Source organism: Nocardiopsis sp. NPDC058631 (genome assembly GCF_042716955.1).
In the GTDB taxonomy this organism is placed as follows: Bacteria; Actinomycetota; Actinomycetes; order Streptosporangiales; family Streptosporangiaceae; genus Nocardiopsis.
Map to the genome: position 1 here is coordinate 21415 of NZ_JBHXQY010000020.1, position 23546 is coordinate 44960.

The 23546-nt window shown below is 73.5% G+C and carries 11 protein-coding genes; 5 read left to right on the top strand and 6 right to left on the bottom strand.

Annotated elements, in window-relative coordinates:
* The first annotated feature begins 92 nt into the window (after nucleotides 1-92).
* Nucleotides 93-1499 (top strand): GH1 family beta-glucosidase, encoded by a 1407-nt coding sequence (locus ACFWTE_RS09650; protein WP_378778888.1) that lies wholly within the window; start codon nucleotides 93-95, stop codon nucleotides 1497-1499.
* Nucleotides 1500-1639: 140 nt separating this feature from the next.
* Here ACFWTE_RS09650 and ACFWTE_RS09655 read toward each other — a convergent pair whose 3' ends face one another.
* The 5 genes from ACFWTE_RS09655 to ACFWTE_RS09675 all read right to left on the bottom strand — a co-directional run bounded on the left by ACFWTE_RS09655 (nucleotide 1640) and on the right by ACFWTE_RS09675 (nucleotide 7000).
* Complete coding sequence (locus ACFWTE_RS09655; RefSeq protein WP_378778889.1) at nucleotides 1640-1867, bottom strand: hypothetical protein; 228 nt, start codon at nucleotides 1865-1867, stop codon at nucleotides 1640-1642.
* A 520-nt stretch (nucleotides 1868-2387) separates the two neighbouring features.
* The gene (locus tag ACFWTE_RS09660; RefSeq protein WP_378778890.1) at nucleotides 2388-3245 is read right to left on the bottom strand and encodes a class I SAM-dependent methyltransferase; all 858 of its coding nucleotides are present in this window, start codon (nucleotides 3243-3245) and stop codon (nucleotides 2388-2390) included.
* A gap of 59 nt (nucleotides 3246-3304) precedes the next feature.
* Nucleotides 3305-4627, bottom strand: a complete 1323-nt coding sequence (locus tag ACFWTE_RS09665; RefSeq protein ID WP_378778891.1) for a salicylate synthase — start codon at nucleotides 4625-4627, stop codon at nucleotides 3305-3307.
* A gap of 346 nt (nucleotides 4628-4973) precedes the next feature.
* A complete protein-coding gene (locus ACFWTE_RS09670) occupies nucleotides 4974-5171 on the bottom strand; it encodes a ferredoxin (RefSeq protein WP_378778892.1) in 198 nt (65 codons plus the stop codon).
* Between the two features lie 170 nt (nucleotides 5172-5341).
* Nucleotides 5342-7000, bottom strand: coding sequence for a (2,3-dihydroxybenzoyl)adenylate synthase (locus tag ACFWTE_RS09675; RefSeq protein WP_378778893.1), 1659 nt, complete (start codon nucleotides 6998-7000; stop codon nucleotides 5342-5344).
* A 168-nt stretch (nucleotides 7001-7168) separates the two neighbouring features.
* On the opposite strand from ACFWTE_RS09675, the gene ACFWTE_RS09680 reads away from it, so the two are divergent.
* The 4 genes from ACFWTE_RS09680 to ACFWTE_RS09695 are packed head-to-tail and all read left to right on the top strand — an operon-like array spanning nucleotide 7169 to nucleotide 22327.
* Nucleotides 7169-13753, top strand: coding sequence for an amino acid adenylation domain-containing protein (locus ACFWTE_RS09680; protein ID WP_378778894.1), 6585 nt, complete (start codon nucleotides 7169-7171; stop codon nucleotides 13751-13753).
* A complete protein-coding gene (locus tag ACFWTE_RS09685) occupies nucleotides 13750-19215 on the top strand; it encodes an amino acid adenylation domain-containing protein (RefSeq protein ID WP_378778895.1) in 5466 nt (1821 codons plus the stop codon). Before ACFWTE_RS09680 ends, ACFWTE_RS09685 begins: the two co-directional genes overlap by 4 nt.
* On the top strand, nucleotides 19212-20357 hold the full coding sequence (locus ACFWTE_RS09690; protein WP_378778896.1) for an NAD(P)H-binding protein: 1146 nt from the start codon (nucleotides 19212-19214) through the stop codon (nucleotides 20355-20357). The genes ACFWTE_RS09685 and ACFWTE_RS09690 overlap by 4 nt, the downstream gene beginning before the upstream one ends.
* Complete coding sequence (locus ACFWTE_RS09695; RefSeq protein WP_378778897.1) at nucleotides 20354-22327, top strand: Gfo/Idh/MocA family oxidoreductase; 1974 nt, start codon at nucleotides 20354-20356, stop codon at nucleotides 22325-22327. The genes ACFWTE_RS09690 and ACFWTE_RS09695 overlap by 4 nt, the downstream gene beginning before the upstream one ends.
* On the opposite strand, the gene ACFWTE_RS09700 is transcribed toward ACFWTE_RS09695, so the two are convergent.
* Complete coding sequence (locus ACFWTE_RS09700) at nucleotides 22317-23537, bottom strand: cytochrome P450 (protein ID WP_378778898.1); 1221 nt, start codon at nucleotides 23535-23537, stop codon at nucleotides 22317-22319. The genes ACFWTE_RS09695 and ACFWTE_RS09700 overlap by 11 nt on opposite strands.
* Between the last annotated feature and the right edge of the window lie 9 nt (nucleotides 23538-23546).

Here is a 23546-nt window from a genome sequence, read left to right on the forward strand (position 1 = left end):
GTGCACTCCAGGTGTTCGTGGGGTGACAGAGAAGGGGTTGGTGCCAGGGGTCACATCACCTACGATGGGAGCGCTCCCAGAAAGGACTTCCCATGGATGCCCCGAGACTGCCCGCACACCTTCAGTTCGGTACCGCCACCGCCGCCTACCAGGTCGAGGGGGGCGTCCACGAGGGAGGGCGCGGACCGTCCATCTGGGACACCTACTGCCGGACACCCGGACGCGTCGCCCGGGGCGAGACGGGCGACGTCGCCTGCGACCACTACCACCGCTACGGCGAGGACGTCGCCCTGCTCGCCGACCTCGGCGTGGACCTCTACCGCTTCTCCGTCGCCTGGCCGCGCGTCCAGCCCACCGGGAAGGGCCGCCCCAACCCCGAGGGGCTCGCCTTCTACGACCGGCTCGTCGACACCGTCCTCGGCGCCGGAATCGAACCCGTCCTCACCCTCTACCACTGGGACCTGCCCCAGGCACTGGAGGACGAGGGCGGCTGGCGGGTGCGCGACACCGCCCACCGCTTCGCCGAGTACTCCCGCATCGTCGCCGACCGCCTCGGCGACCGAGTCAACCGCTGGATCACCCTCAACGAGCCGTTCTGCTCGGCCTTCGTCGGCCACGCCGTCGGCCGCCACGCCCCCGGCACCCGCGAGGGCACGCCGGCGCTCGCCGCCGCGCACCACCTCCTCCTCGCCCACGGCATGGCCGCCGGAGAACTGCGCGCCGCCGCGGCCGGGGAGGTCGGCATCACCCTCAACCCCGACCACCTGCTGCCCGCCTCGGACTCCGACGGCGACCGCGCCGCCGTGGAGCGGGCCCGCACGCTCCACAACCGCGTGTGGTTCGACCCCCTCTTCACCGGCGCCTACCCCGACAACGAGGACGAGGTCTGGGGCGAGATGGCCGACGGCTCCTACCGCGCCGACGGCGACCTGGAGATCATCGCCCAGCCCCTGGACTTCCTCGGCGTCAACTACTACCGGCCGATCATGCTCCGCGACGCCCCCCACGCCGAGGCCGACCCGGCCGACCGCACGGCCGTGGACATCCGGACCGAACAGGTCGCGTTCGAGGGGGTGCGGCACACCACCATGGGGTGGCCGGTGCTCCCCGAGACCTTCTCCGACCTGCTCATCGACCTGAACCGCCGCTACCCGAACCTGCCGCCCATCCTCATCACCGAGAACGGCTCCGCCGAGGACGACCAGCCCGACGAGACCGGGCGGGTCGGCGACACCGGCCGCATCACCTACCTGCGCGACCACCTGGCGGCCCTGGGCCGCGCCATCGACGCCGGCGTGGACGTGCGCGGCTACTTCGTGTGGTCGCTGCTGGACAACTTCGAATGGGCCTACGGCTACGACCGGCGCTTCGGCCTGGTGCGCGTCGACTACGAACTCCTGGAACGCCACCCCAAGGACAGCTACCACTGGTACCGCGACTTCCTGACCTCCCACCGCGCACGCAGGATCAGCGAACCCGCCGCCCGCGACGGCGCGTGAGCGCCCGCGCCCCGCTCCCCGGCCTCGGGGAGCGGGGCACCCACAGCCCCGGCCCGTACTCCGGCGCGGCCCTCGGACCGCCACGGTCCGGGTGCGCGGGCGACGAAGGGCAGGGGGAGGGGGCGGGCCGGACCCGCGGCTCAGGCGTGCTGGCGGGCGACGCTGCCGAACGCGCCCACGACCGCGCCCAGGGCGAACATCGACGCCTCGTCCTCGTCCATGTGGACGATGCCCGCCGGAACACGTACCCGGTAGGGCTTGGACTCGGCGGGGAGGATCTCCAGACCGTCGATGATCCCCTGGCCCTCCAACATCAACAGGGCCTCTTCGACCCTTCCTGTGCGGTCACCACGGGACCATATGGACATGCGTCAACCCTCACTACGGCCGGAGCCGGATACAACCGAGCGGGAACGGCACCACTGGGACAGAGCGGTCCACTGTTTCCCGGGCCGGAACTCCAGCCCTGTCACGCTCCGGGATCCGTTCCGGTGTGCGCGGGGAGCAACCCCAGTGATACCACCGGCACCGCGGGGCCGGGGCGGCATCGGCGTCGCGGTGTCCTGGCCGGAACCGGCCACCCCGCGCAGGTGTGGGCATCAGGCTCCCCGGGATCGGTCCGAGCGGGTCCGGGGCCACCGGGTCCGCCGCACGCGGAGCATGCCGAATCCTGCCGCCGATGCCCGGAAAGCCCTACTGTGTAGACGTTCCGGGTACTGCGCCCGCTTGGCGGGGATCCAGGGCCCGTGCCGGCCGCGGATGCTCCCCAGGGCAGGAAGTGGGCTGACGGCCGACGCGACACCGCGCGCTGCCTGGGCTGTCGGGGGAGGTGGGCCTTTCGCGCAGCGGGCCGGCCCCTGGCCACAGGGCCGGCCCGCTGCGAGGAACTCAGTTGAGGGGCCGCCGCCCCACGGCGAGCAGGGTCGGGTGGACCATGTAATAACCCGCGGTGTCGAGGATGTGGTCCGGATGGCCCGGGGTCAGGAGCCGGACGGCCTCGGCCACCTCGTCACTGCTCAAACCCGCGTCGGTGCCGCGTTTTCGCGCCGACTCCCGCAGTTCCGGCCATACGGCGTTCTCCAGGTAGGGGCGCACGGTCGGGTCGGCGTCGACGGGTGAGCCCACCCGGGGGAAGACCTCGACACGCACGTCGAGCAGCCCTGCGGCCGCCAGCCAGCCGGCATGGCGCTCGTAGTGGGTGGGTCCCCCGGAGGGGAGCCCCCAGTTGAGCTCGGAGGCGGTGCGCAGCGCCCGCTCCAGTCGTGAGTGACCGGGCAGGAACATGGCCTGGTAGTAGTTGCTGGTGAACAGCCCCAGTACTCCGCCAGGGCGCAGAGCGCGCACGGCGCGCGCGACCAGGGCCCGGGGGTCGTCGAAGTTGCCGGGCCAGACCACGTCCGCCGCCCAGATCGCATCGAACCCGCCGCCGGCTCCGGCGGCGGCGTCGAGCACATCGACCAGGTCGGCAGCGCGCACCTCGACCCTGTCCGACACCCCCTCCGCCCGCGCGTGTGCCCGGGCCAGGTCCAGCACGTCGGGGTTGTGGTCGACGGCCAGGATCCGGGCCGCGGGGCCGGCCGCCCGGGCCAGCGCCACCAGCCCGCCTCCCGCACCGGTTCCCGCGTCGAGCAGGCGTGTGCGTCCGGGCAGGTCCATCGCCCCGACCGCCTTTTCGACGGCCGGGGCGACGAACGCCCGGTTGGCGAGCAGGTAGCGGGTCAGTCCGGTCTGCTGGACGTCTGGCATGGCACAACCACCTCGGCTGTCTCGGATCGGGGGACGGCTGTGATCGTTCGCCGACGCGGTCACGGCCGCGTGGCGGGCACGACGTGGGGCAGCACGCTGGCCAGCTTCTCGCAGGTCTCCTCGAACTCGCGTTCGGGACGGCTGCCGGCCACGATGCCCGCACCCGCGCGCAGCCACGCCCGCCCTTGCTCCTCGTAGACCGCGCGCAGGACCAGCGCGGCGTCGAGCTCGCCGCGGGACGTGGCGGTGACCACGGCCCCCGAGTACAGTCCGCGGTCCTCCTCCAGGCGGGTGATCGCCTCGATCGCGCGTGACTTGGGGATCCCCGACGCGGTGATCGCCGGGAACAGCGTCTCGAAGGCGTGCCACGGGCTGGTGCCCTCGTCCAGGCGGCCCTGGACGGTGGACGCCAGGTGCTGGACGCTGCCGCGGACGGAGACGCTCATGAAGTCCGACACCGCGACCGAGCCCGGAGCGCACACCGAGCGCATCTCCGTGACGGCTTCGCGGACCGATATGGCGTGCTCGTGGATCTCCTTGGGATCGGATTCCAGCTCGGCGCGGGCAGCGGCGTCGGCCGCCGCACCGCGCCCCGCCGCACGGGTGCCCGCGAGCGGGTTGGTCAGGACCTCGCGGTCGGGTCCGACCGTGATGACCAGTTCGGGGCTGAAGCCCGCGCTGCGAAGCCCGTCCAGATCCAGCAGGAAGGACCGCGCCGGGGTGTTGGCCCTGCGGCCGGCCGCGTAGGTGGCGGGGACGTCGACCGGGAAGGGCACGTCGACCCTCCGGGACAGGATCACCTTGTGGTAGTCGCCGCGGTCGATATCAGCCAGGGCCTCGCCCACGAGCTCGCGGTAGGCCCGGGAGCCGGTCCGCGCCTCGATCTCGGCGCGGGGCCGCAGCGGCTCGGCGACCTGCTCGCGCAGTAGGGAGCGCAGTTTGTGGTGCATCTGGGCTCCGGCTCCGCTGATGCGGGCCCCGGCAGCGGTGATGCGGACCTCGGTCCGGGGCACGATGAGGCGGGCGAGCCGTGCGGGCCGTCCGCCAGAGGCCGGGGCCGCCCCGCCGGACCGGAGCGCGAAGTCGAACCCTACCCAGCCGTAGGCACGCCAGGACGGGTCGGGCAGTCCTGCCATGGTCTCGGCCAGGGCGTCGGCCGCGCTGCCGCCGTAGGTGCGGGTGTCGGCGGTCCCGTCGGCGCGGCGAACCGTGACCCGGTCGCTGTCGAGGTCGACCCCCCACCGCACGCCGCCGCCGAAGTGCCAGACCCCGTCGCGTTCGTAGACGACGTATTCGGGGAAGAGCCCCGAACCCGCGAGCCGGGCCGCGGCCGCGACTGGGTCGAGCGGCCCTTCGACGAATTCGGTTTCGCGAAGGCTCACGACCGGCTCCTTGCCCGGGACGACCCGCAGGCGACGGTGGACCCGCCCCGTGCGGGCGCACCCGATTTACCCGTGGTCAACATTCTTTTCCGGTCTCCTTTCGAGGTCCGCGGGGACGACCGCCTCTTCGGCGGACGCGCGGACCCGCGGATCGTGGGTGAGGGGAAGGGCGCCCGTGCCGGTGTGCCCTCGAAGCCCGGTCGCCAGGACGGGCACGCGGTCCCCGGCCGGGGAGTCGAGCGCGAAGACCGTCTCGTGGCACACCAGGGCACGTCGGCGGGGGCCGACCATCGCCTCTCCTTGGTTCGAGCGGGGAAGGGGGAGCGGGGTGTGCCGCGTCCAGGAGTCAGTCCGCGGTGAGCTCGATCGCACCGGAGGGGCAGCGGTCGACCGCGCTGCGCACGTGCGCGACATCGAGGGGATCGGGCCGGTCGGTACGCAGCCGCACGAGCCCGTCCTCCTCGCCCTGGTCGAACACGCGGTCTGCGGCGATGACGCATTGACCGGCTCCGATACACACCTCGGGGTGGACGGTGATTCGCACGCGGGGACGTCCTCTTGGCTGTGGAGCGGCCCGAACAGGACCGCTGAGCGCCCGACGGCGCCGTCGCAATGACTGTAAATGATAATCATTTTCGCAAATAGCGTTCGCGCGTGTGACTGGGGTCGCACCGCGCTGAGCGCTCTCCCGGTGGCGCCGAGTGAACACACCCCTCATCGGTCCCGCTCGCGTAGTGCGTTCTTGTCGATCTTGCCCACCGCGGTCAGCGGCAGCGCGTCCACGACCTCGACGCGATCGGGGGCCTTGTAGCCGGCCAGACCCCTCCCGCGCAGGAAGGCGGCGAGCTCGCGGACCGTGGGCGGGGTGCCCGCGCAGACCAGGAAGGCGACCGAGCGCTCACCGAGGTCCGGGTCGGGGGCGGCCACCAGGGCGACCGCCGTCACCCCGGGGTGCGCGAGCAGTTGGCTCTCGACCTCGGTGGCGTCGATCTTCTCTCCGCCGCGGTTGATCTGGTCCTTCACCCGGCCGACGACGTCGATGTGGCCACTCGGACGAAGTCGGACGAGATCGCCGGTCCGGTAGAACCCCTCGGGCGTGAAGTGCGTCGTGGCGAGTTCGGGGGCGCGGTAGTAGCCGCGCAGTGTGTAGGGGCCCCGGGTCAGCAGCTCACCCGTGGAACCGGCGGGCACCGGCTCATCCGACCCGTCGACCACCCGCACCTCGTCACCGGCCGAGATGGGCCGCCCCTGCGTGGTGCACACCAGCTCCTCGGGATCGTCGAGACCGGTGACGTTGATCAGGCCCTCGGCCATGCCGAACACCTGCTGCAGGCGGCACCCCAGTGTCGGGCGGACGCGGCGCGCGAGGTCGTCGGCCAACCGTGCTCCCCCCACCTGGAGGACCGAGAGGCTGTCGAGTTCCGCAGAACCCGGAGCCCGGTCGGCGTAGGCCTCCAGCCACACGGGCACCATCGGCGGGCTGAGGGCCGTGACGGTCACGCCCTCGCGGGCGATCAGCGGGAACGCGGTCTCGGGAGCGGGACTGGGTGCCATGACCACCGTCCCGCCCGCGGTCAGCGTGCCCAGGATCCCCGGACAGCACATCGTGAAGTTGAAGGCGGCGGGCAGTGCCGCGAGGTAGACGCTGGCCGGGGTCAGATCGCAGGCGGCCGCGGCGGCGCGGGCGTTGTAGGCGTAGTCCTGGTGGGTGCGCGGGATGAGCTTGGGTGTCCCCGTCGTCCCACCGGAGAGCAGGAGCAGCGCGATGCCGTCGGCGGCGGGCGGTCCGAAGTCAGGAGCGCGGTCCGCGGAGGCGTCGGCGCGCAGTTCCTCGAAGCCGACGGCTCCGTCGAGACCGCCGGTGTCGCCGACGACGATCACATGGCGCAGCCCCTCGTGCTTCTCACGCATCGACGCGGCCAGTGTCCGGAAGTCGAACCGCGCGTGGCGGTCGGCCACGGCGTAGCCGACCGCCCCGGTGGCCCGCAGAAGGTGGGAGATCTCGTGCGCGCGGTGTCCGGGCATGGCATGGATGGGAACCGCGCCCAGGTACTGCAGACCGAACCAGAGCAGCAGGAACTCCGCACGGTTGGGCAGCTGCACCACCACCCGGTCGCCCCGGCGCAGTCCCCGGTGGTGCAGCGCCGCCGCGAGCGCTCGCGCCTGCGAGGACAGCTCGGCGTAGGACCACCGGCGCGCGCCGTCGACGAGCGCGACGGCGTGGGGACGCTGCTCGGCGTGGCGCGTCAGCAGGTCGGCCAGGACCTCCTCCCGCCAGTACCCGGCCGCGCGGTAGCGCCGCCGCGCCTCCTCCGGCCACCCCGGCCAGTCCTGCGCCGCGGCCGCCTCGGGTCGGTTCGCACTTTCGGTCATCTCTGCTCCTTTTGCGTTCTATGCCACACATGGGGGGGATCGCACCCGCGGGTCCGCTTAGGATAAAAAGATAACGGTTTTCGTTTTCATCCGAACCGCCGCCCCCCGATCCCCCTCGGGCCGGGCCGCCCCCCGCAGGCCCGCCGCAAGCCAAGGAGACGATCACGAGTGTCGCTGCCAGCCGATCCGCCAACGGTGCCCACGACGGAGGGGGAGCTGCGAGCCGCGATTGCCGCGCTTGTGGACGTCCCCCAGGAGGAGATCGACCCCGATGAAGACCTGTTCGAGCTCGGTCTGGACTCCATCACCCTCATGCGCCTGGCCACGCGGTGGCGCCGCGCCGGGCTTCGGGTGGGCTTCGACGAACTCGCGGAAGCAGCGACCCTGCGCGGTTGGCAGCAGCTCCTGACACCGGCCGCTTCGCCCCGGGGGCCCCGCTCCGCCGCGGAGGGCTCCGGCGAGCCCTTCCCGCTCGCGGCGATGCAGCACGCCTACTGGATCGGACGCCAGGCGGGACAGCCCCTCGGCGGGGTCGGCGCGCACTTCTACGCCGAGCTCGACGGCTCGGGAGTCGACCCGGCGCGCCTGGAGGCCGCCGTGACGGCACTGCGCCGCCGCCACAGCATGCTCCGCGTCACGGTGCTCGACGACGGCCGCCAGCGCGTCCTCGACCACCCGCCCGGGCCCGCGCTGACCGTGCGCGACCTGGGCGGCGAGGCCGCCGAGCAGGCCGAGCGGGCACTGGCCGAGCTGCGCGAGCACTACACCCACCGCAGGATGGACGTCGAGCGGGGCGAGGTGTTCGATCTCGCGCTGACCCTCCTCCCCGGCGGGGCCACCCGGTTGCACATCGACCTCGACATGCTGGCGGCCGATGCCGCGAGCATGCGGGTCCTCCTGCACGACCTCCAGCGCCTCTACGCCGACCCCGCCGCGGACCTTTCGGAGATCCCCCTGGACTACCGCGCCTACCTGGGCGCCGCGGAGACGACCCGGGCGCGGGAGCGCCGGGAGGACCGCGCCTGGTGGGGTGAGCGCCTGGAATCGCTGAGCCCCCCGCCGGCCCTGCCCACCGTCGTGGACCCGCTCGACCCGGACTCGGCCGCACCGCGCTTCCACCCGACCACCCGGCTGCACCACTGGCTCGACCCCGAGCGCAAGCAGCGGCTGCTGGCCGCCGCGCGCAGCCACGGGCTCACCCCTGCCGCCGCGTTGGCCGCCGCCTTCGCTGAGACCCTCGGCGCCTGGAGCGACTCGCCGAAATTCCTGCTCAACCTCCCGCTGTTCCACCGCGATCTGGACCTGGAGGGGGCCGAAGCACTGGTCGGTGACTTCAGCAGTTCGATCCTGCTCGATGTCGACCTCACCGAGGAGCGGAGCTTCACCGAGTCCGCGCGCCACGTGCAGACCCGCATGCGCGCGGCGGCCGCCCATGGCTCCTACTCCGGTGTCGAGGTGCTTCGCGACCTCTCCCGCGCCTCCGACGGCGTGCCGGCCCTGGCCCCCGTCGTCTACACCAGCGCCCTGGGCCTGGGCGAGATCTACGACTCCGAGGTCAGGGCGGCCTTCGGAGATCCCGTGTGGATCATCTCCCAGGGCCCCCAGGTCTGGCTGGACGCCCAGGTGACCGAACTCGACGGCGGACTCCTGCTGAACTGGGACGTGCGGCACCGCGCGTTCGCACCCGGCGTCCCCGAAGCGGCGTTCGCGGCCTACCGCGACCTCGTCGGGGCCCTCACCGATGACGCCTCGGCCTGGACCAGGCCGGCGGATCTGCCGCTGCCGGCCTCCCAGGCACGCGTGCGCGAAGCGGTCAACGCCACCGACGCGCCAACCGTGACCGACCGGCTGCACGAGGGCTTCTTCCGCGCTGCCCGTGAACGGCCCGACGCCCCCGCCCTGGTCCCCGACACCGGCGAGCCGGTGACCTACGCCGCGCTCGCCGACCGCGCGGGCCGTGTCGGCGCGCTGCTGGCCGAGGCGGGCGTGGCACCGGGCGACGCGGTGGTGGTCAGCCTGCCCCGCGGTGTGGAACAGGTCGCCGCGGTGCTCGGAGTCCTCGCGGCAGGCGCGGCCTACATCCCCATCGGGGTGGACCAGCCCGCGGAGCGCACGGGGCGCGTCCTCGCTGCGGCCGACGCCGCGGCTGTGCTCACCGACGCCGCGAACACCGACCGGTTCACCGCTCCACCGCACGGTCGACCGGGGCCGCCGGTCGTGCGGATCGAGGGTGCCGACCGGCTCGCCCCCGCGCCACCGGACCTCGGACAGCCCCTCGACGCGACCGCCTACGTCATCTTCACCTCCGGATCCACCGGGGTCCCCAAGGGAGTGGAGGTCTCGCACGGGGCGGCCGTGAACACCATCGCCGCCCTGAACGACCGCTTCGCCGTCGGGCCGCAGGACCGAGGCCTGGCACTGGCGGACCTGGACTTCGACATGTCCGTCTACGACCTCTTCGCCCCCCTGTCGGCAGGCGGGTCGGTGGTCCTCATCGGTGACGAGGCCCGCCGCGACGCCCACCACTGGGTCGCGATGATCCGCGAGCACGGCGTCACACTCCTGAACTGCGTGCCCGCTCTGCTCGACATGGTGCTGACCGCCGCCGAGTCGCGTCCCGAAGGTCTCGGTGACCGCTTGCGGTTCGTGCTGCTCGGCGGTGACTGGGTCGGTCTCGACCAGCCCGGGCGCCTGCGCGCTCTGGTCCCGGACGCCCGGTTCACCGCCCTGGGCGGGATGACCGAGGCCGCTGTGCACTCCACGGTGTTCGAGGTCGACCAGGTCGACCCCTCGTGGGCCTCGATCCCGTGGGGCCTCCCGCTGCCCAACATGCGTGCCCGGGTCGTGGACCAGCACGGTCGCGACCGCCCCGACTGGGTACCGGGCGAGCTGTGGGTCAGCGGCGCGGGGCTGGCGACCGCCTACCGCGGCGACCCCGAGCGCACCGCCGAGAAGTTCGTCACCCACCAGGGCCTCCGGTGGTACCGCACCGGTGACCGGGCGCGCTACCGCTCCGACGGGGTGTTGGAATTCCTCGGCCGCGCCGACCACCAGGTGAAACTGCGCGGACACCGCATCGAGCTGGGCGAGGTCGAAGCGGCCGCCGCCTCGTGCCCGGGGGTCTCGGCCGCGGTGGCGCTCATCACGGGTACACCGCGCAGGCTCGCCCTGGTGGCGGCCGGAGCGGCGGGGCCAACCGCCGAGGCAGCGCTCCGCGCCACCCTGGAGCGCAACCTTCCCTCCTACATGGTCCCCTCCCAGCTCGTGCTCGTGGACGCCCTCCCCCTGACGGCCAACGGCAAGCCCGACCGGCGGCGCGCCGAGGCACTCGCGGCGAACGCGGTCGGACGCGCCCCCGAGGGCGACCGCGCCCAGGACCACTCACCGCGGGGGTGGGCCGAGACCGTGGTGGCCGAGGTCTGGGGCGAGCTCCTCGACGTCAAGGGCATCCGGCGCGACGACGGCTTCTTCGCCCTGGGCGGTGACTCGCTGCTGGCGACCCGGATGATCGGCGCCCTGCGGGAACGGGGCGCCGGCGGCGCGCGGGTCGCACGCCTGTTCTCCTCCCCGGCGCTGGCCGATTTCGCCGCCACGCTCACCAGGCAGGCGCCGCCGACCGGCACCGCCCTGGGAGAGGGCGACCCTGCCAACCGCCACCAGCCCTTCCCCATGACCGACGTCCAGCGGGCGTTCTGGATCGGGCGGGACAGCAGGCTCTCCCTCGGAGGGGTGGGCACCTACCACTACAGCGAGTTCGACGGCGCCGACATCGACCTCGACCGGTTCGAACGCGCCTGGACGGCCCTGGTGGCCCGGCACGAGATGCTGCGCGCCGTCTTCGACGAGGACGGGCGACAGCGCATCCTGACCGAGACGCCCCCGGTCGAGGTGGCCCTGACGGAGGTCCCCACCGCCGAGGAGGCGCCGGCGGTCCTGGACGGACTGCGTGAAGAGGCCTCCCACCTGAGCATCGACCTGACCCGGTGGCCCCTGTTCGAGCTGCGGGCCGTGCGCTACCCCAGCGGCGGAGTGACGCGCACGCGCCTGGCGATCGGACTGGACTACATCGTCCTCGACGCCGCCTCGATCATCGCCCTGTACGGAGAGCTCGACCGGCTCTACAGCGACCCCGAGGCGGAACTGGAGCCGATCGACGTCTCGTTCCGCGACTACGTCCTGCAGTCCGAACCGGACCCCGACCTGGTCGAGCGCGCGCGCCGGCACTGGCTGGGCCGGCTCGAGACGCTGCCGCCGGCTCCAGCGCTGCCGCTGGTCGCCGATCCCTCCACCGTGGAGCACCCGCGCTTCACCCGGCGCCGGCGCCCCCTCCGCGCCGAACCGTGGAAGGCGATCACCGACAAGGCGCGTGCCCACGGCCTGACACCGTCGGTCGTCCTTCTCACCTGCTACGCCGAAGTCCTGTCGGCCTGGAGCGACCAACCGGAGGTGGCGGTCAACCTCACCCTGTTCAACCGGCAGCCGGTCCACCCCCACATCGACCTGATCATGGGCGACTTCACCTCGGTCTCCCTGCTCGGATTCGAGCCGCGCGCCGGGGAGCCGTGGACGGCCGCCGCCCACCGCCTGCAGCGCGTCATGAGCGAGGACCTCGACAACCGCGAGGCCTCCGTGACCTGGTTGCTGCAGGAGCTCGCCAAACGCACCGGGGCGGTCGACGCGGCAATGCCCGTGGTCTTCAGCAGCTCGGTCGGGGTGGGCGACCGCACCGTCAAGGACCTCTCCGACGGCTTCCCCGAAAAGGTCTGGGGCATCTCCCAGACCCCGCAGGTGCTCCTGGACAACCAGGTCACCGAGTCCCACGGCGGCATCATGGTCACCTGGGACGCCATCGAAAACCTGTTCCGCCCCGGCGTACTCGATTCCATGTTCGAGGCCTACTACTCGATGCTGACCTGGCTGGCCGAACACGACTGGGCCGCGGTCGCCCCACCGGTACTGCCGGGCAGCCAGGCGAACACGCGGCGCCCCGCCGCGCACGCCGTCCGTGCGGCTCCCGCGGGCACACTCCACGGCGAGGTCCTGCGCCGGGCCCAGGACCGGCCGGACCGCCCCGCGGTCCTCGGCGAGCTGGGGAAGGAGCCCCTCACCTACGGCGGACTCGCCACGCGCGCGGCCCGTGTCGCGGGCGGCCTGGCCGAGCGGGGCGTGGGCCCCGGAGACGTCGTCGCGATCGCGCTGCCCTCCGGAGCCGACCAGGTCACCGCGATCCTGGGGGTGCTCTCCGCCGGCGCGGCCTACCTGCTGAGCGACCCCGGGGCGCCGCGCTCGCGACGCGAGCACGACCAGCAGACGGCCGGGGCCCGCACCGTGATCGTCGGCCCCGGGCGCGCGCAGGGTCCGGACCAGGCCGACCTCGCGGATCTGGCCGCGGCCGAACCCCTGCGGCGCGCGGTCGCCGCCGACCCCGGGGCGCCGGCCTACGTCACCGTCGAACCCGGCCAGGACGGGGGAGACGCCACTGTCGAGTCCATCGAACACCGATCGGCGGTGGCGACGATCGCGGCGGTGCGCGAGAGGTTCGGTATCGACCCGCGGGACCGGGTGCTCGCGGTCGACCCCCCGGCCGCGGGAGTGAGCGCGTTCACCGTGTTCGGCCCGCTCGGCGTCGGCGGCGCACTGGTCTCTCCCGGCGCCGATCGCACGGGTGACCCGCACACCGCGGCCGCGCTGGCCGCCGAGCACGGCGCGACGGTGTGGAACGGTCCGCCGATGCTGCTCGACGAGGTGATCGCAGCGGCCTCGGCGCACGAGGGGACGCCGCTGCGCAGTCTTCGCCTGGCGCTCGTCTCGGGCGATCGCGTGAGCACCGGCCTGCCCGGGCGCCTGCGGACGGCTACCGGCGGCGGGGGCCGACTCGCGGCGCTGTACGGAGGCCGGGGGAGCGCCGGATGGGCGAGCGCCGTCGAGCTCGACGGCGCCGGGGAGTGCGCCGCACCGTCCGGGAGGCCTCTGGCAGGCCACCGGTTGCACGTGGTGGACTCCGTGGGCCGCGAACGCCCAGACCAGGTCATCGGCGACTTGTGGATCGGCGGTCCCGGCGCCCCGCCGGAGCCGGCCCCACCCGAGGCGTTCGGCCCGGTCGGGCAGCTCCGCCCGACCGGTACCCGCGCCCGGTACCTGCCCGACGGCGCCGTCGAGTTCCTCGGTCCCGACCCGCAGGCCGTGCTCAGCGGTCGCCGCGTCGATCTCGGCGCCGTCGAAACCGCGGTCGAGTCGCACCCGCGCGTCGTCCACGCGGCCGTGGTCACCGTGGGCGGGGGTCGCGAACGGCGGCTCCACGCCTTCCTGGTGACCGCTGACGGCGCAGAGGCGGACGGCCTGTCCCGGCACCTCGCCGACCGGCTGCCGCCCTTCGCCGTACCCGCCCGACTCACCCGGCTCCCACGCCTGCCCCTGACCGCTGCGGGCGCCGTCGACCGCGGCGCGCTGACCGAAGCGGCCGTAGCCGAGGAGCAGGCCGCCTCGGGGCCGCCCACCGGTGAGACCGAGATCCGGATCGCCGCCCTGTGGACCGAGCTCCTCGGCACCGGGGCCGACCACCGCCACGCCGACTTCTTCGCCGCCGGCGGCGACAGCCTGAGCGCGCTGCGCCTGGTCACAGCCACGGGCGAGGCGTTCGGCGTCGAGATCTCGGTCCGCTCCTTCCTCACCGCATCCACCCTCGCCGACCTGGCACGCCAGGTCGACCACGCACTCGCCTCCCGCGACGACGAAGAAAGCGGAGTCCTATGAACGCCCATGAACTCGTTTCCGACATGGAGAAGGACGGCATCCGGCTCTGGGAGGACGACGGAGCCCTGCGGTTCCGAGCCCCCAAGGGCGTGCTGACCGACGAGCGCAAGGCCCTGCTGCGCGAGAACCGCGCCGACGTTCTCTCCCACCTGACCGAACGCCGCCGCGCCACCCGGATCACCCCCGATCCCCAGGAGGCAGGCACCCCCTTCCCGCTGACCGACATCCAGGCGGCCTACCTGGTCGGCCGGGGCAGCGCCTACGGGTACGGCGGAGTGGCCTGCCACGTCTACGTCGAGCTCTCCTTCCCGGCCGACACCGACCCGGAGCGGCTCCAGGACTGCTGGTGGGGTGTCGTCCGCCGACACGGCATGCTGCGTGCCGTGGTCCACCCCGACGGCTTCCAGGAGGTACTGCCCGAGATCCCGGAGAAGCCGGTGCCGACCGCCGATCTGCGCGGGGCCACCACCGCCGAGGTCGAAGAGCGCGTCGACCTGGTGCGCCGGGAACTCGCCTCCAGGGTTCCGCCCACCGACGTGCCCCCGCTGTTCGAGCTGCGCATGACGCGCTGCGCCGACGAACTCATCCTGCACCTGTCGATCGACCAGCTCATCGTCGACTACGCCAGCCTGCTGCTGGTCCTGTCCGAGCTGGAGGACACGTACCACGGCCGGGAGACCGAGACCCTGGAGATCGGGTTCCGCGACTACGTTCTCGCGCGCCGCAACCAGACTCTGACCGGCGAGTACGACCGGGCCCGCGACTACTGGGCCCGGCGGCTGCCCACGCTGCCCCCCGCCCCCGACCTCCCGCTGCCCGCCGACGGCAGCCAGGTCGGCGCCTTCCGGCGCTTCGAGGAGATGCTGAGCGCCGACCAGCGCGCGTCCTTCGAGGCCAACGCCGCCCGCGCGGGTGTCACCGCCTCGGCCGCGGCGATGGCCGCCTACGCCGAGGTGCTGGGCCGCTGGAGCCGCAGCCCGCAGTTCACGCTCAACGTCCCCACCTTCACACGCCTGCCCCTGCACGCCGACGTCGACCGCCTCGTGGGGGACTTCACCGCTGTCGAGCTCCTCGCCGTCGACCTGCGGCCCGCGCAGACGTTCGCCGAACGCGCGGCCACCCTGCGCGACACCCTGCTGGAGGACCTGGCACACTCCCTCTACACCGGGAGCCAGGTCCTGGCCGACCTCACCCGGCGCAGCGAGAGCGACACCGTGCTCATGCCGGTCGTGTTCACCAGCACACTCGGCTCGGCGGCGGCCCGCCGGCCCGCGGCGGCGATCCGCCACGCCCAGACCCAGACCCCGCAGGTCTGGCTGGACTGCCAGGTCATGGAACGCGCCGACGAACTGGCCCTGAGCTGGGACGTGCGCGAGGGGACCCTGGGCGGCGACACCGCCGCCGATCTCTTCGCCGCCTTCACCGCCCTCATGACCCGCCTCGCCGAGGAACCCGGCGCCTGGAACGAGCCGGCCCGCATCGAGCTGCCCGAAGCCACCCGCGCCGTCCGCGAGCGGGTCAACGACACCGCCGCTCCGGTGCCGCGCGCCCTGCTGCACGAGGGGGTGCTCGCGGCCGCCGAGCGCGACCCCGAGCGCGTCGCCGTTCTCGACCGGGACCGCGCGCTGACCTACGGCGAGTTGGTCGCCCACGCGGCGGCGGTCGCGCGTGCGCTGGCCGCCGGCGGGGTCGGGGCGGGCGACCTGGTCGCGATCACGATGGAGAAGGGGTGGGAGCAGATCGCGGGCGTTCTGGGCGCCCTGCTCGCGGGCGCCGCCTACCTCCCCCTGGACACCACGCAGCCGCCGCGGCGCCGCACGGCGATCCTCACCGATGCCGGGGCCTCGGTGGTCCTGACCCAGTCCTGGCTGGTGGAGGAGGGCGAATGGCCCCCGGAGTGCACGACCATCGCCGTCGACAGCCTCCCCGTGACGGCCGCCCCACCGCCGCGGCCCGACACCGGCCCCGACGACCTCGCGTACGTCATCTACACCTCGGGGTCGACCGGCGCGCCCAAGGGCGTCATGACCAGCCACGCCGCAGCGTTGAACACGGTCACCGATGTCAACCGCAGATTCGACGTGACCGCCGACGACCGTGTCCTCGCACTGGCCCAGCTCGGTTTCGACCTGTCCGTCTACGACATCTTCGGCCCGCTGGCGGTCGGGGCGGCCGTGGTGCTGCCCGACCCCGCGCGCCGAGGTGACCCCTCCGAGTGGATCGAGACCGTCCGGACCAGGCAGGTCACGTTCTGGAACTCGGTACCGGGGCAGCTGCAGATGGTGCACGACTACCTGCGCGCCGACGACCCGCCCCTGCCGTCCCTGCGCGTCGCGCTGCTGTCGGGCGACTGGATCCCCACCGCGCTGCCCGAGGCCGTGCGGGCCTGGGCCCCGAACATGGCGGTGCACAGTCTCGGCGGCGCCACCGAGGCATCGATCTGGTCCATCCACCACCCGATCGACCGGGTCGACCCCGCCTGGCGCAGCATCCCCTACGGCACGCCGATGGACAACCAGACGTTCCACGTCCTCGACACGGCGATGCGGCCCTGCCCCGACCTGGTCGTGGGCGAGCTGTACATCGGAGGTATCGGGCTGGCCCAGGGCTACTTCGGTGACGAGGAGCGCACGGCGGCCCGGTTCATCCGGCACCCGGAGACCGGTGAGCGCCTCTACCGCACCGGCGACATGGGCCGCTACTGGCCCGACGGGGTGATCGAGTTCCTCGGGCGTGAGGACCAGCAGGTCAAGATCCGCGGATACCGGATCGAGCTCGGCGAGGTCCAGGCCGCGGTGGAGTCGCTTCCCGAGGTGGGCGCGGCGGCGGTCGTGCTCACCGGCGGGCGCGGAGCCGCTCCCTCGGGCGCGGGGCCGGGCCTGACGGCCTTCGTCGAACCCGCCCACCGCGACACCCCCCTCCCGGTCCCGGAGACGCTGCTCCCCGCCGTCCGGGACGCCGCGCGGGAGGTCGGGAAGCGGGTGGACATCGCGGCACTCGCCGCGTTCCGCGCCGCGCTCAGCGAGGCGGCCGCAGCGTCCATCGCCGACACGCTCGCGCAGGTCTTCGCCGACGGCGGCACCCTCTCACCGGAACAGGTGTCCGCCGCGCTGGGAGCGGCCCCCGCCCACCACCGGCTGGTGCGGCGCTGGCTGCACGGGCTCGTCACGGCCGGCCTTGTGGACCGCGACCCCCAGGGGCTGCTGAGCGGTCTGCGCGCCCCCGGCCCGCAGGCCACCGCTCGCGCCTGGGACGAGGCCGCCCGGCTCCAGAACCAGGCACAGTGGAGTCCCGAGCTGTTCGCCACGGTGCGTGCCGGCGCCGAGCACCTGCCCGACCTGATCGCCGGGCGGGAGGAGGCAGCGGCCCGGCCGTTCTCCGGCGCAGACCCGCAGGCGCTGACCGCCGCCTACACCGCGAACGCCGGATCCTCGGCGCTGCGGTCGGTCCTCGCCGCCGCGGCCACCGAGATCGCACGGACCCGTGAGACCTCCGACCCGCTGCGGATCATGGAGGTCGGGCTGCGCGGCGGCGGCGTGGCCACCGACCTGCTGCCCGCCCTCGCCGACCACTCGATCGACTACCTGGCGACCGACGCGTCGGCGCAGAACCGGTCCGCGTTCGAGCAGAACTTCTCCGACGACCCGCGAGTGCGCTGCGCGGCCTTCGACCCCGCGCAGGACCCTGCCGAGCAGGGGCTGGCGCGCAACTCCGTGGACCTGTTGGTCTGCGTCGGCGTCGTGGACAACCTCCCCGACGCGGCAGCGGCCCTGGACCGGCTCACCACCCTGGTGGCCCCGGGGGGATGGATGCTCCTGCTGGCCAACACCGATGACGACGACCATGCGCTGCGGATCTCCGCGGAGTTCATGGCTGAGCACGCGGGGCCGTTCACCGACGTCCGCCAGGCGCAGGAGCAGTCGTTCCTGCGCCACGAACAGTGGCGGGAGCTGCTCGGCGGCCGCGGCCGCCGCATCGCCGCCACGTTCCCCGAGGACACCGAAGCGGCCGGAGCCTTCGGCCAGCACCTGTACCTGGTCCAGGCCAAACCGATGCAGGAGCCGGTCGCGGTGGCGTCCCTGACGCGCCGCAGCACCGAGCTGCTGCCCGAGTACTCGGTGCCCTCGCACTGGGAGGTCGTCGACACCCTGCCGAGGACGGAGAACGGCAAGCTGGACCGCAGCGCGCTGGAGAAGCGGGCGCTGCAGCTGGGAACCGGCCCCGCGGAGGGCGCCGGCGACCAGAGCCCCCGCGACGATCTCGAACGCGCGCTGGCGGACCTGTGGGCCGAGCTGCTCGAAGCAGAGCACATCGGACGCGACGACGACCTGTTCGCGCTGGGCGGCGACTCGCTGCTGGTGGCCCGCATCGTCGGGCGGCTGCGCGACGGGCTGGCCGGGCACGAATGGGACCTCGAATGGGAGGTCGTCCTGCGCCACCTGCTGCGCCGACCGACCATCGCCGGTCTCGCCGCCTACCTGCGCGACCTCTCCGCCCCCGAAGCGGCGGCCAACGCCGAGGGCTCGGCGCTGGTGGAGCTCATCGCCCCGCAACCCGGCGCCGCGGTGACCGTGCTCGTGCACGCCGGAACGGGGACCCTGCTGCCGTACCGGCCTCTGGTCACCCGGCTTCGCGCCCGCTCCGGTGAAGGGAACGGGGTGGTGGGCCTGGAGCTCCCGGTGCCCGAGAACTTCCGCAACGCCGACCCGAACGGACTCATCGACCGCACGGCCGCCGAATACGTGCGCGCCCTGCTCGACGCCGGCCACACGCGGGTCGACGTCGTCGGTTACTGCGTGGGCGGCGTCATCGCCACCGAGGTGGCCCGGGGGCTCGCCGAAGCCGGCGCCACCGTTCGAAGCCTCACGGTCATCAGCAGCCACAGCCCGACCTTCCGTATCGACGACGAGCTGCTCTCCGAGTACTCCTTCGCGCTCATGATGGGCATGGACCCGGCCCACATCGGGTTCCCCGCCGACTCCGAGCGCGTCGGCGCGGCGGTGTCCGCCGCACTCGACCGCTCTCCCGAGGCCGTCCTGGACGGTGCGATCGCCGACCTGGACGGAGAGTTCGCCGACGTCGCGGCCTCCTTCGCGGCACTGGAGGCGGTACCGCGCATGGCCCGGGTGAGCCGCATGTGCGAGGCTCTGCCGCCCGAGCTCGCCGACACCTACCAGCCCGAGGGCCTGCTGAGGGCGCTGCGCACCTACCAGCAGAGCACCTTCGCGCTGAGCCGGCACCGGGCCGAGCCCTACGCGGGTGACATCACCTTCCTACGGCACAACGGCGCCTACCCCTTCCCCGGCAGCGCCGACACCATCGCCGACCACTGGGCGCGGATCTGCCTCGGCGAACTGCGCACCCGCGACATCCCCGGCGAGCACTTCACCTGCATGACGGGTGACAACGTCCCCACGGTGGACGACCACCTGCGCGAGATCATCGAAGGGAAGACGTCATGATCGGCCTCATCGGAGCCTCGGGCGCGGTCGGGCGCCACACCGCCGCCGCCCTGGCCAAAGCCGGAGTCGGCCCGTTGCGCCTGGGCGCCCGACGACCCTCCGCGATCCCCGCCGGGCCGTGGCCCGCAGGCAGCGAGACCGTCGCGGTCGACGCGCTGGATCCGGACTCACTCGCCCGGTTCAGCGCGGGCTGCACCCTGGTGGTCAACTGCGCCGGGCCGAGCTACCTCCTCAAGGACACCGTCGTGCGGGCCGGACTGGCCGCGGGCGCCGACGTCGTCGACGTCCTCGGCGACGACCCCGTCCACGAGTCCCTGACGGAGTCGGGCTCGGTGGGGCCGGACCGCTGCGTCGTCCTGTCGGCCGGGACCGTGCCCGGCCTGGCGGGCCTCATCCCCCTCTGGCTCGCCGGGGCCGACCCCGCGGGCGGTCCGGCGCGGAGGATGACCGGCTACGCCGGCGGGCTCGAACACGCGACCGCGAGTGTGGCGGCCGACATCGTGCTCTCCCTGGACACCGGAGGGGCCGGCGGCGAGCGCTTCGGCCACCCCCTGGCGGCCTGGCGGCACGGCCGCCGCGCCGACAGGGTACTGCGGGTGGCCGACGGCGCCGAAGTCCCCTACTTCCCCCAGCAGGTCGCACTGCACCCGCTCCTGACCGCCGAGGTGGAGCGCCTGGCCGCGCGCATGGGCCTGGCGGAGGCCGACTGGTACAACGTCTTCCCCGGGACGCAGGTGCGCGAGCTGTTCACCTCGCTGCCGACGCTGCCGCTGGACACCGACGAGCAGCGCGACGCGGCGACCGAGCGCATCCGCCGCGCCGCCGAGGTCGACGCCGCGGGCAGCGTGCCCTACTACCGGCTGGTGTTCAGCCTCTCGGGCCAGGACTGGGCACGTACCTGCGTCGTGTACAGCGACAACAGCTACCGGCTCACCGGCGCCGTCGCGGCACTCGCGGTCGAGGACGTCCTGGCCGGCCGCATCGGCAGGGGACTGCACTTCGCCGCCGAGGCGATGGACCCGGAAGCCACGGTCGCGGCACTGCGCGCCAACGGGGACGCGGAGTTCGCGGTCCACTCGCACGCCGCCGCGCCACCCGCCCCGGGTGAGGCGGACGCGGCCGTCGAGGACGGTGAGCTGTGAGCGCGTCGGCGCCGCTGCGCGCCGTCGTCTGCGGCACGAATTTCGGCCGCCTCTACATCGACGCCGTCCAGTGCCATCCCGGGTTCACCCTCGCGGGAATCCTCTCCACCGGCAGCCGTTACTCCCGGGAACTGGCCGAACGGTACGGTGTGCCCTGCCACACCTCCCCGGAGGACCTCCCCGGCGACACCGACGCCGCCTTCGTGGCGGTTCCCGCGGCGGTGATGGGCGGCCAGGGGTCGGAGCTCGCGCGCGCCCTGCTCAACAGGGGCGTGCACGTGCTCCAGGAGCACCCGTTGCACCCCGACGAGCTGGCGGAGTCCCTCCGTACGGCGCGGCGGGCCAACCGGCAGTTCCAGGTCAACACCCACTACCCCCACGTGGCCCCGGTGCGCGAGTTCATCGAGGCGGCGCGCAGGCTGCGGCAGCGGCAGCGCGTCCTGTTCGTCGACGCGGCGGCCCCGGTCCACGTCCTGGCCCCCCTGATCGACATCCTGGCGCGCGCCCTGGGCGGCACCCGTCCCTGGCGGCTGGGCGATCCCGCTCCACTGCCGGAGGACGTCGTCGCGGCCGCGAACGGTGAGGCGCCGTTGCGTCTGCTGCACGGGGCCATCGCCGGTGCCCCGCTGACACTGCGGGTGCACAACCAGATCCACCCCGGCGACCGCGACAACCACTCCCTCTTCTGGCACCGGGTGGCCGTGGGGACCGAAGGGGGGGTCCTGACCCTGGCCGACACCCACGGGCCCGTGCTGTGGCACCCGCGGATGCACTCCCCCCGCGACTCCGGGCACCGGTTGGTGTTCACGCCCGAACCCGGAGCCGAGGCACTGCGGCTGCCCGCGTCGGCGACCCTGGGCCAGGTGGACCCGCCTCCCCGCATCGCCGACATCTTCTCGCAGCTGTGGCCTGCGGCGATCGGGGAAGCCCTCGACGGGTTCGCCGCGGCGATCGCCGCGGGCGGGGACCCGCTCCGGTCGGCCCAGCACGACCTCGCGGTCTTCGCGGTCTGGCGGGACCTGATGGCACGTCTGGGACCGCCGGAGCTGATCCGTCCCCCCGACCCCGAGCCCCTGGCGCCCGCCGCGCTCGCGGCACCGGGCACCGACGCCCCGGCGGGGCCCGCCGGCCCCGCGGCCCCGGCCCCGCCGACCGCGCAGTCGGACACGGCCCTTCCCGGCGAGCCGAACCGCCCGCACGCGGCGGACCTGTCGGACTACAACGAGGCGGCGGAGTTCTTCGACCTCGGTGCGCGCGAGCACACCGCGCGCACCGGCCCCGCGGTCGTCGCGTGCCTGACCGGGATCGACCCGCGGACCGGACCCCTGGTGGACATCGGCGCGGGCAGCGGGCTGGTCACCCGGCAGGTCGCAGCGGCCTACCCCGACTGCCGGCTGATCGCCACCGAACCCGCTGCGGGAATGCGTGCCCTGCTCACCGCGCGGGTCGGCGACGACCCCGGGCTCGCACAACGGGTGACCGTCCTTCCCCACGCCGCGGAGAGACTGCTGGAGCCGGGGGTGCTGCCCGACCGGTTGTGCGGGGTCGTGGTCTGCGGGGTGTTGGGCCACCTCGAACCCGACCTGCGGCGGGAGCTTCTACGGGGGCTGGCACGGCGCCTGGCCCCCGGCGCCCCGATCGTGGTCGAACTGACGGGAATGCGCGAACCCACGAGGATCCGCCCCACCCTGCTGCGCCACGCCGAACTCGGCGAACAGCGGTACGAGTGGTGGATGTCCGGAGAACCCGACGGTCCCGACCGGATGCGGCTCGACACCGCGTGGCGCGTCTTCCGGGCAGGCGAGCCCGTCCGCGAGGTCCGCGAGCAGTACCGCTGGTACACGCTGGAGCTCGACCAGCTCGCCCGGGAGAGCGGCCTGCACGTCGCGCCGCCGCCCGCGCCCCACGCCGTGAGCGTGCCCTACCTGGGCACGCTCACGGTGCCGGGGGACGGGGAGGTCACCACGTGACGAGTACCCGTTCGGGCCCGAAGGCGATGCCGTCGTGACGGAACCGGACCGACTCGAACGGCTCCGCCGCCCGGAGCCCGGGCATGCGGTCGACCAGGGTGCCGATGGCGACGCCGAGTTCGAGGCGGGCCACGTTCTGGCCGACGCACTGGTGGATCCCGTAGCTGAACGCCACGTGGGTCCTGCCGGTGCGGTCGAAGTCGATCCGCTCGGGGTCGGGGAACACCGCGGGGTCGTGGTCGGCCGCCGCCAGCAGGGGGATGATCCCGTCCCCGGCGGGGATCACGGTCCCGCCGACCTCGATGTCCTCCGCGGCCGTGCGCAGCGCGATGGAGTCGCCCACGGACAGGGACCGCAGGAGCTCCTCGACGGCCTGCGGGAGCACCGCGGGGTCGCGCCGCAGCCGTTCGAGCAGGTCGGGCCGCTGCAGCAGCGCGAGCACGCTCAGCGCGATCTGGTTGGTGGTGGTCTCCCACCCCGCGACGATCAAAATGCTGATCGTGGTCACCAGTTCCTGCCGGGTCAGCTCGCCCGAGGGCAACCGCTCGTGGACCAGCCGGCTCAGCAGGTCCTCACCGGGGTCGCTCTCCCGGGCGCGCACGGCCTCCTCCACCACGGCTCCCAGGGCGCCGATCCCCTCGCTGGCCCCCTCGGCGGTACTGGAGCCCCCGCCGAAGACCTGGGAGCCAAGGGTCTCGGTGACGCGCCGGAACAGCTGATCGCCGCGACGCAGTCCGATCAGCTCGCACATGACGGTACTGGAGACCACGTGGGCGAAATGGGTCACCAGGTCGGCCGGCGGACCGTAGGCCAGCAATTCGTCGATGCGGTCGTCGACGATCCGCTGGATGTCGCGACGCATCCGGCGGGCCTTGCGCACCGTCATCTCGGCCAGCAGCATCCGGCGGAACCGGGAGTGCTCGGGCGGATCCATTCGGATGAACGGCGTCGTCTTCGTGCCGGCCTCCTGCTCACCCTCCACCAGTGCCGGAAAACCGGGCCGGCGGATGTCCGCGCTGACGCGGGGATCGGCGAGCACCGCGCGCACCTCCTGGTAGCCGGTGACCACCCAGGCCGTACGGCCGGTGGGCAGGCGCACCCGGGCCACGGGCCCCCGCCGGCGCAGGTCGGCATAGGCGCTCGGTGCCGAGAACGGGCACTCGCGCGGCATGGGAAAAGCCGGGAGCTTCACGCGGTCGGCGTCGGACATAGGAACACC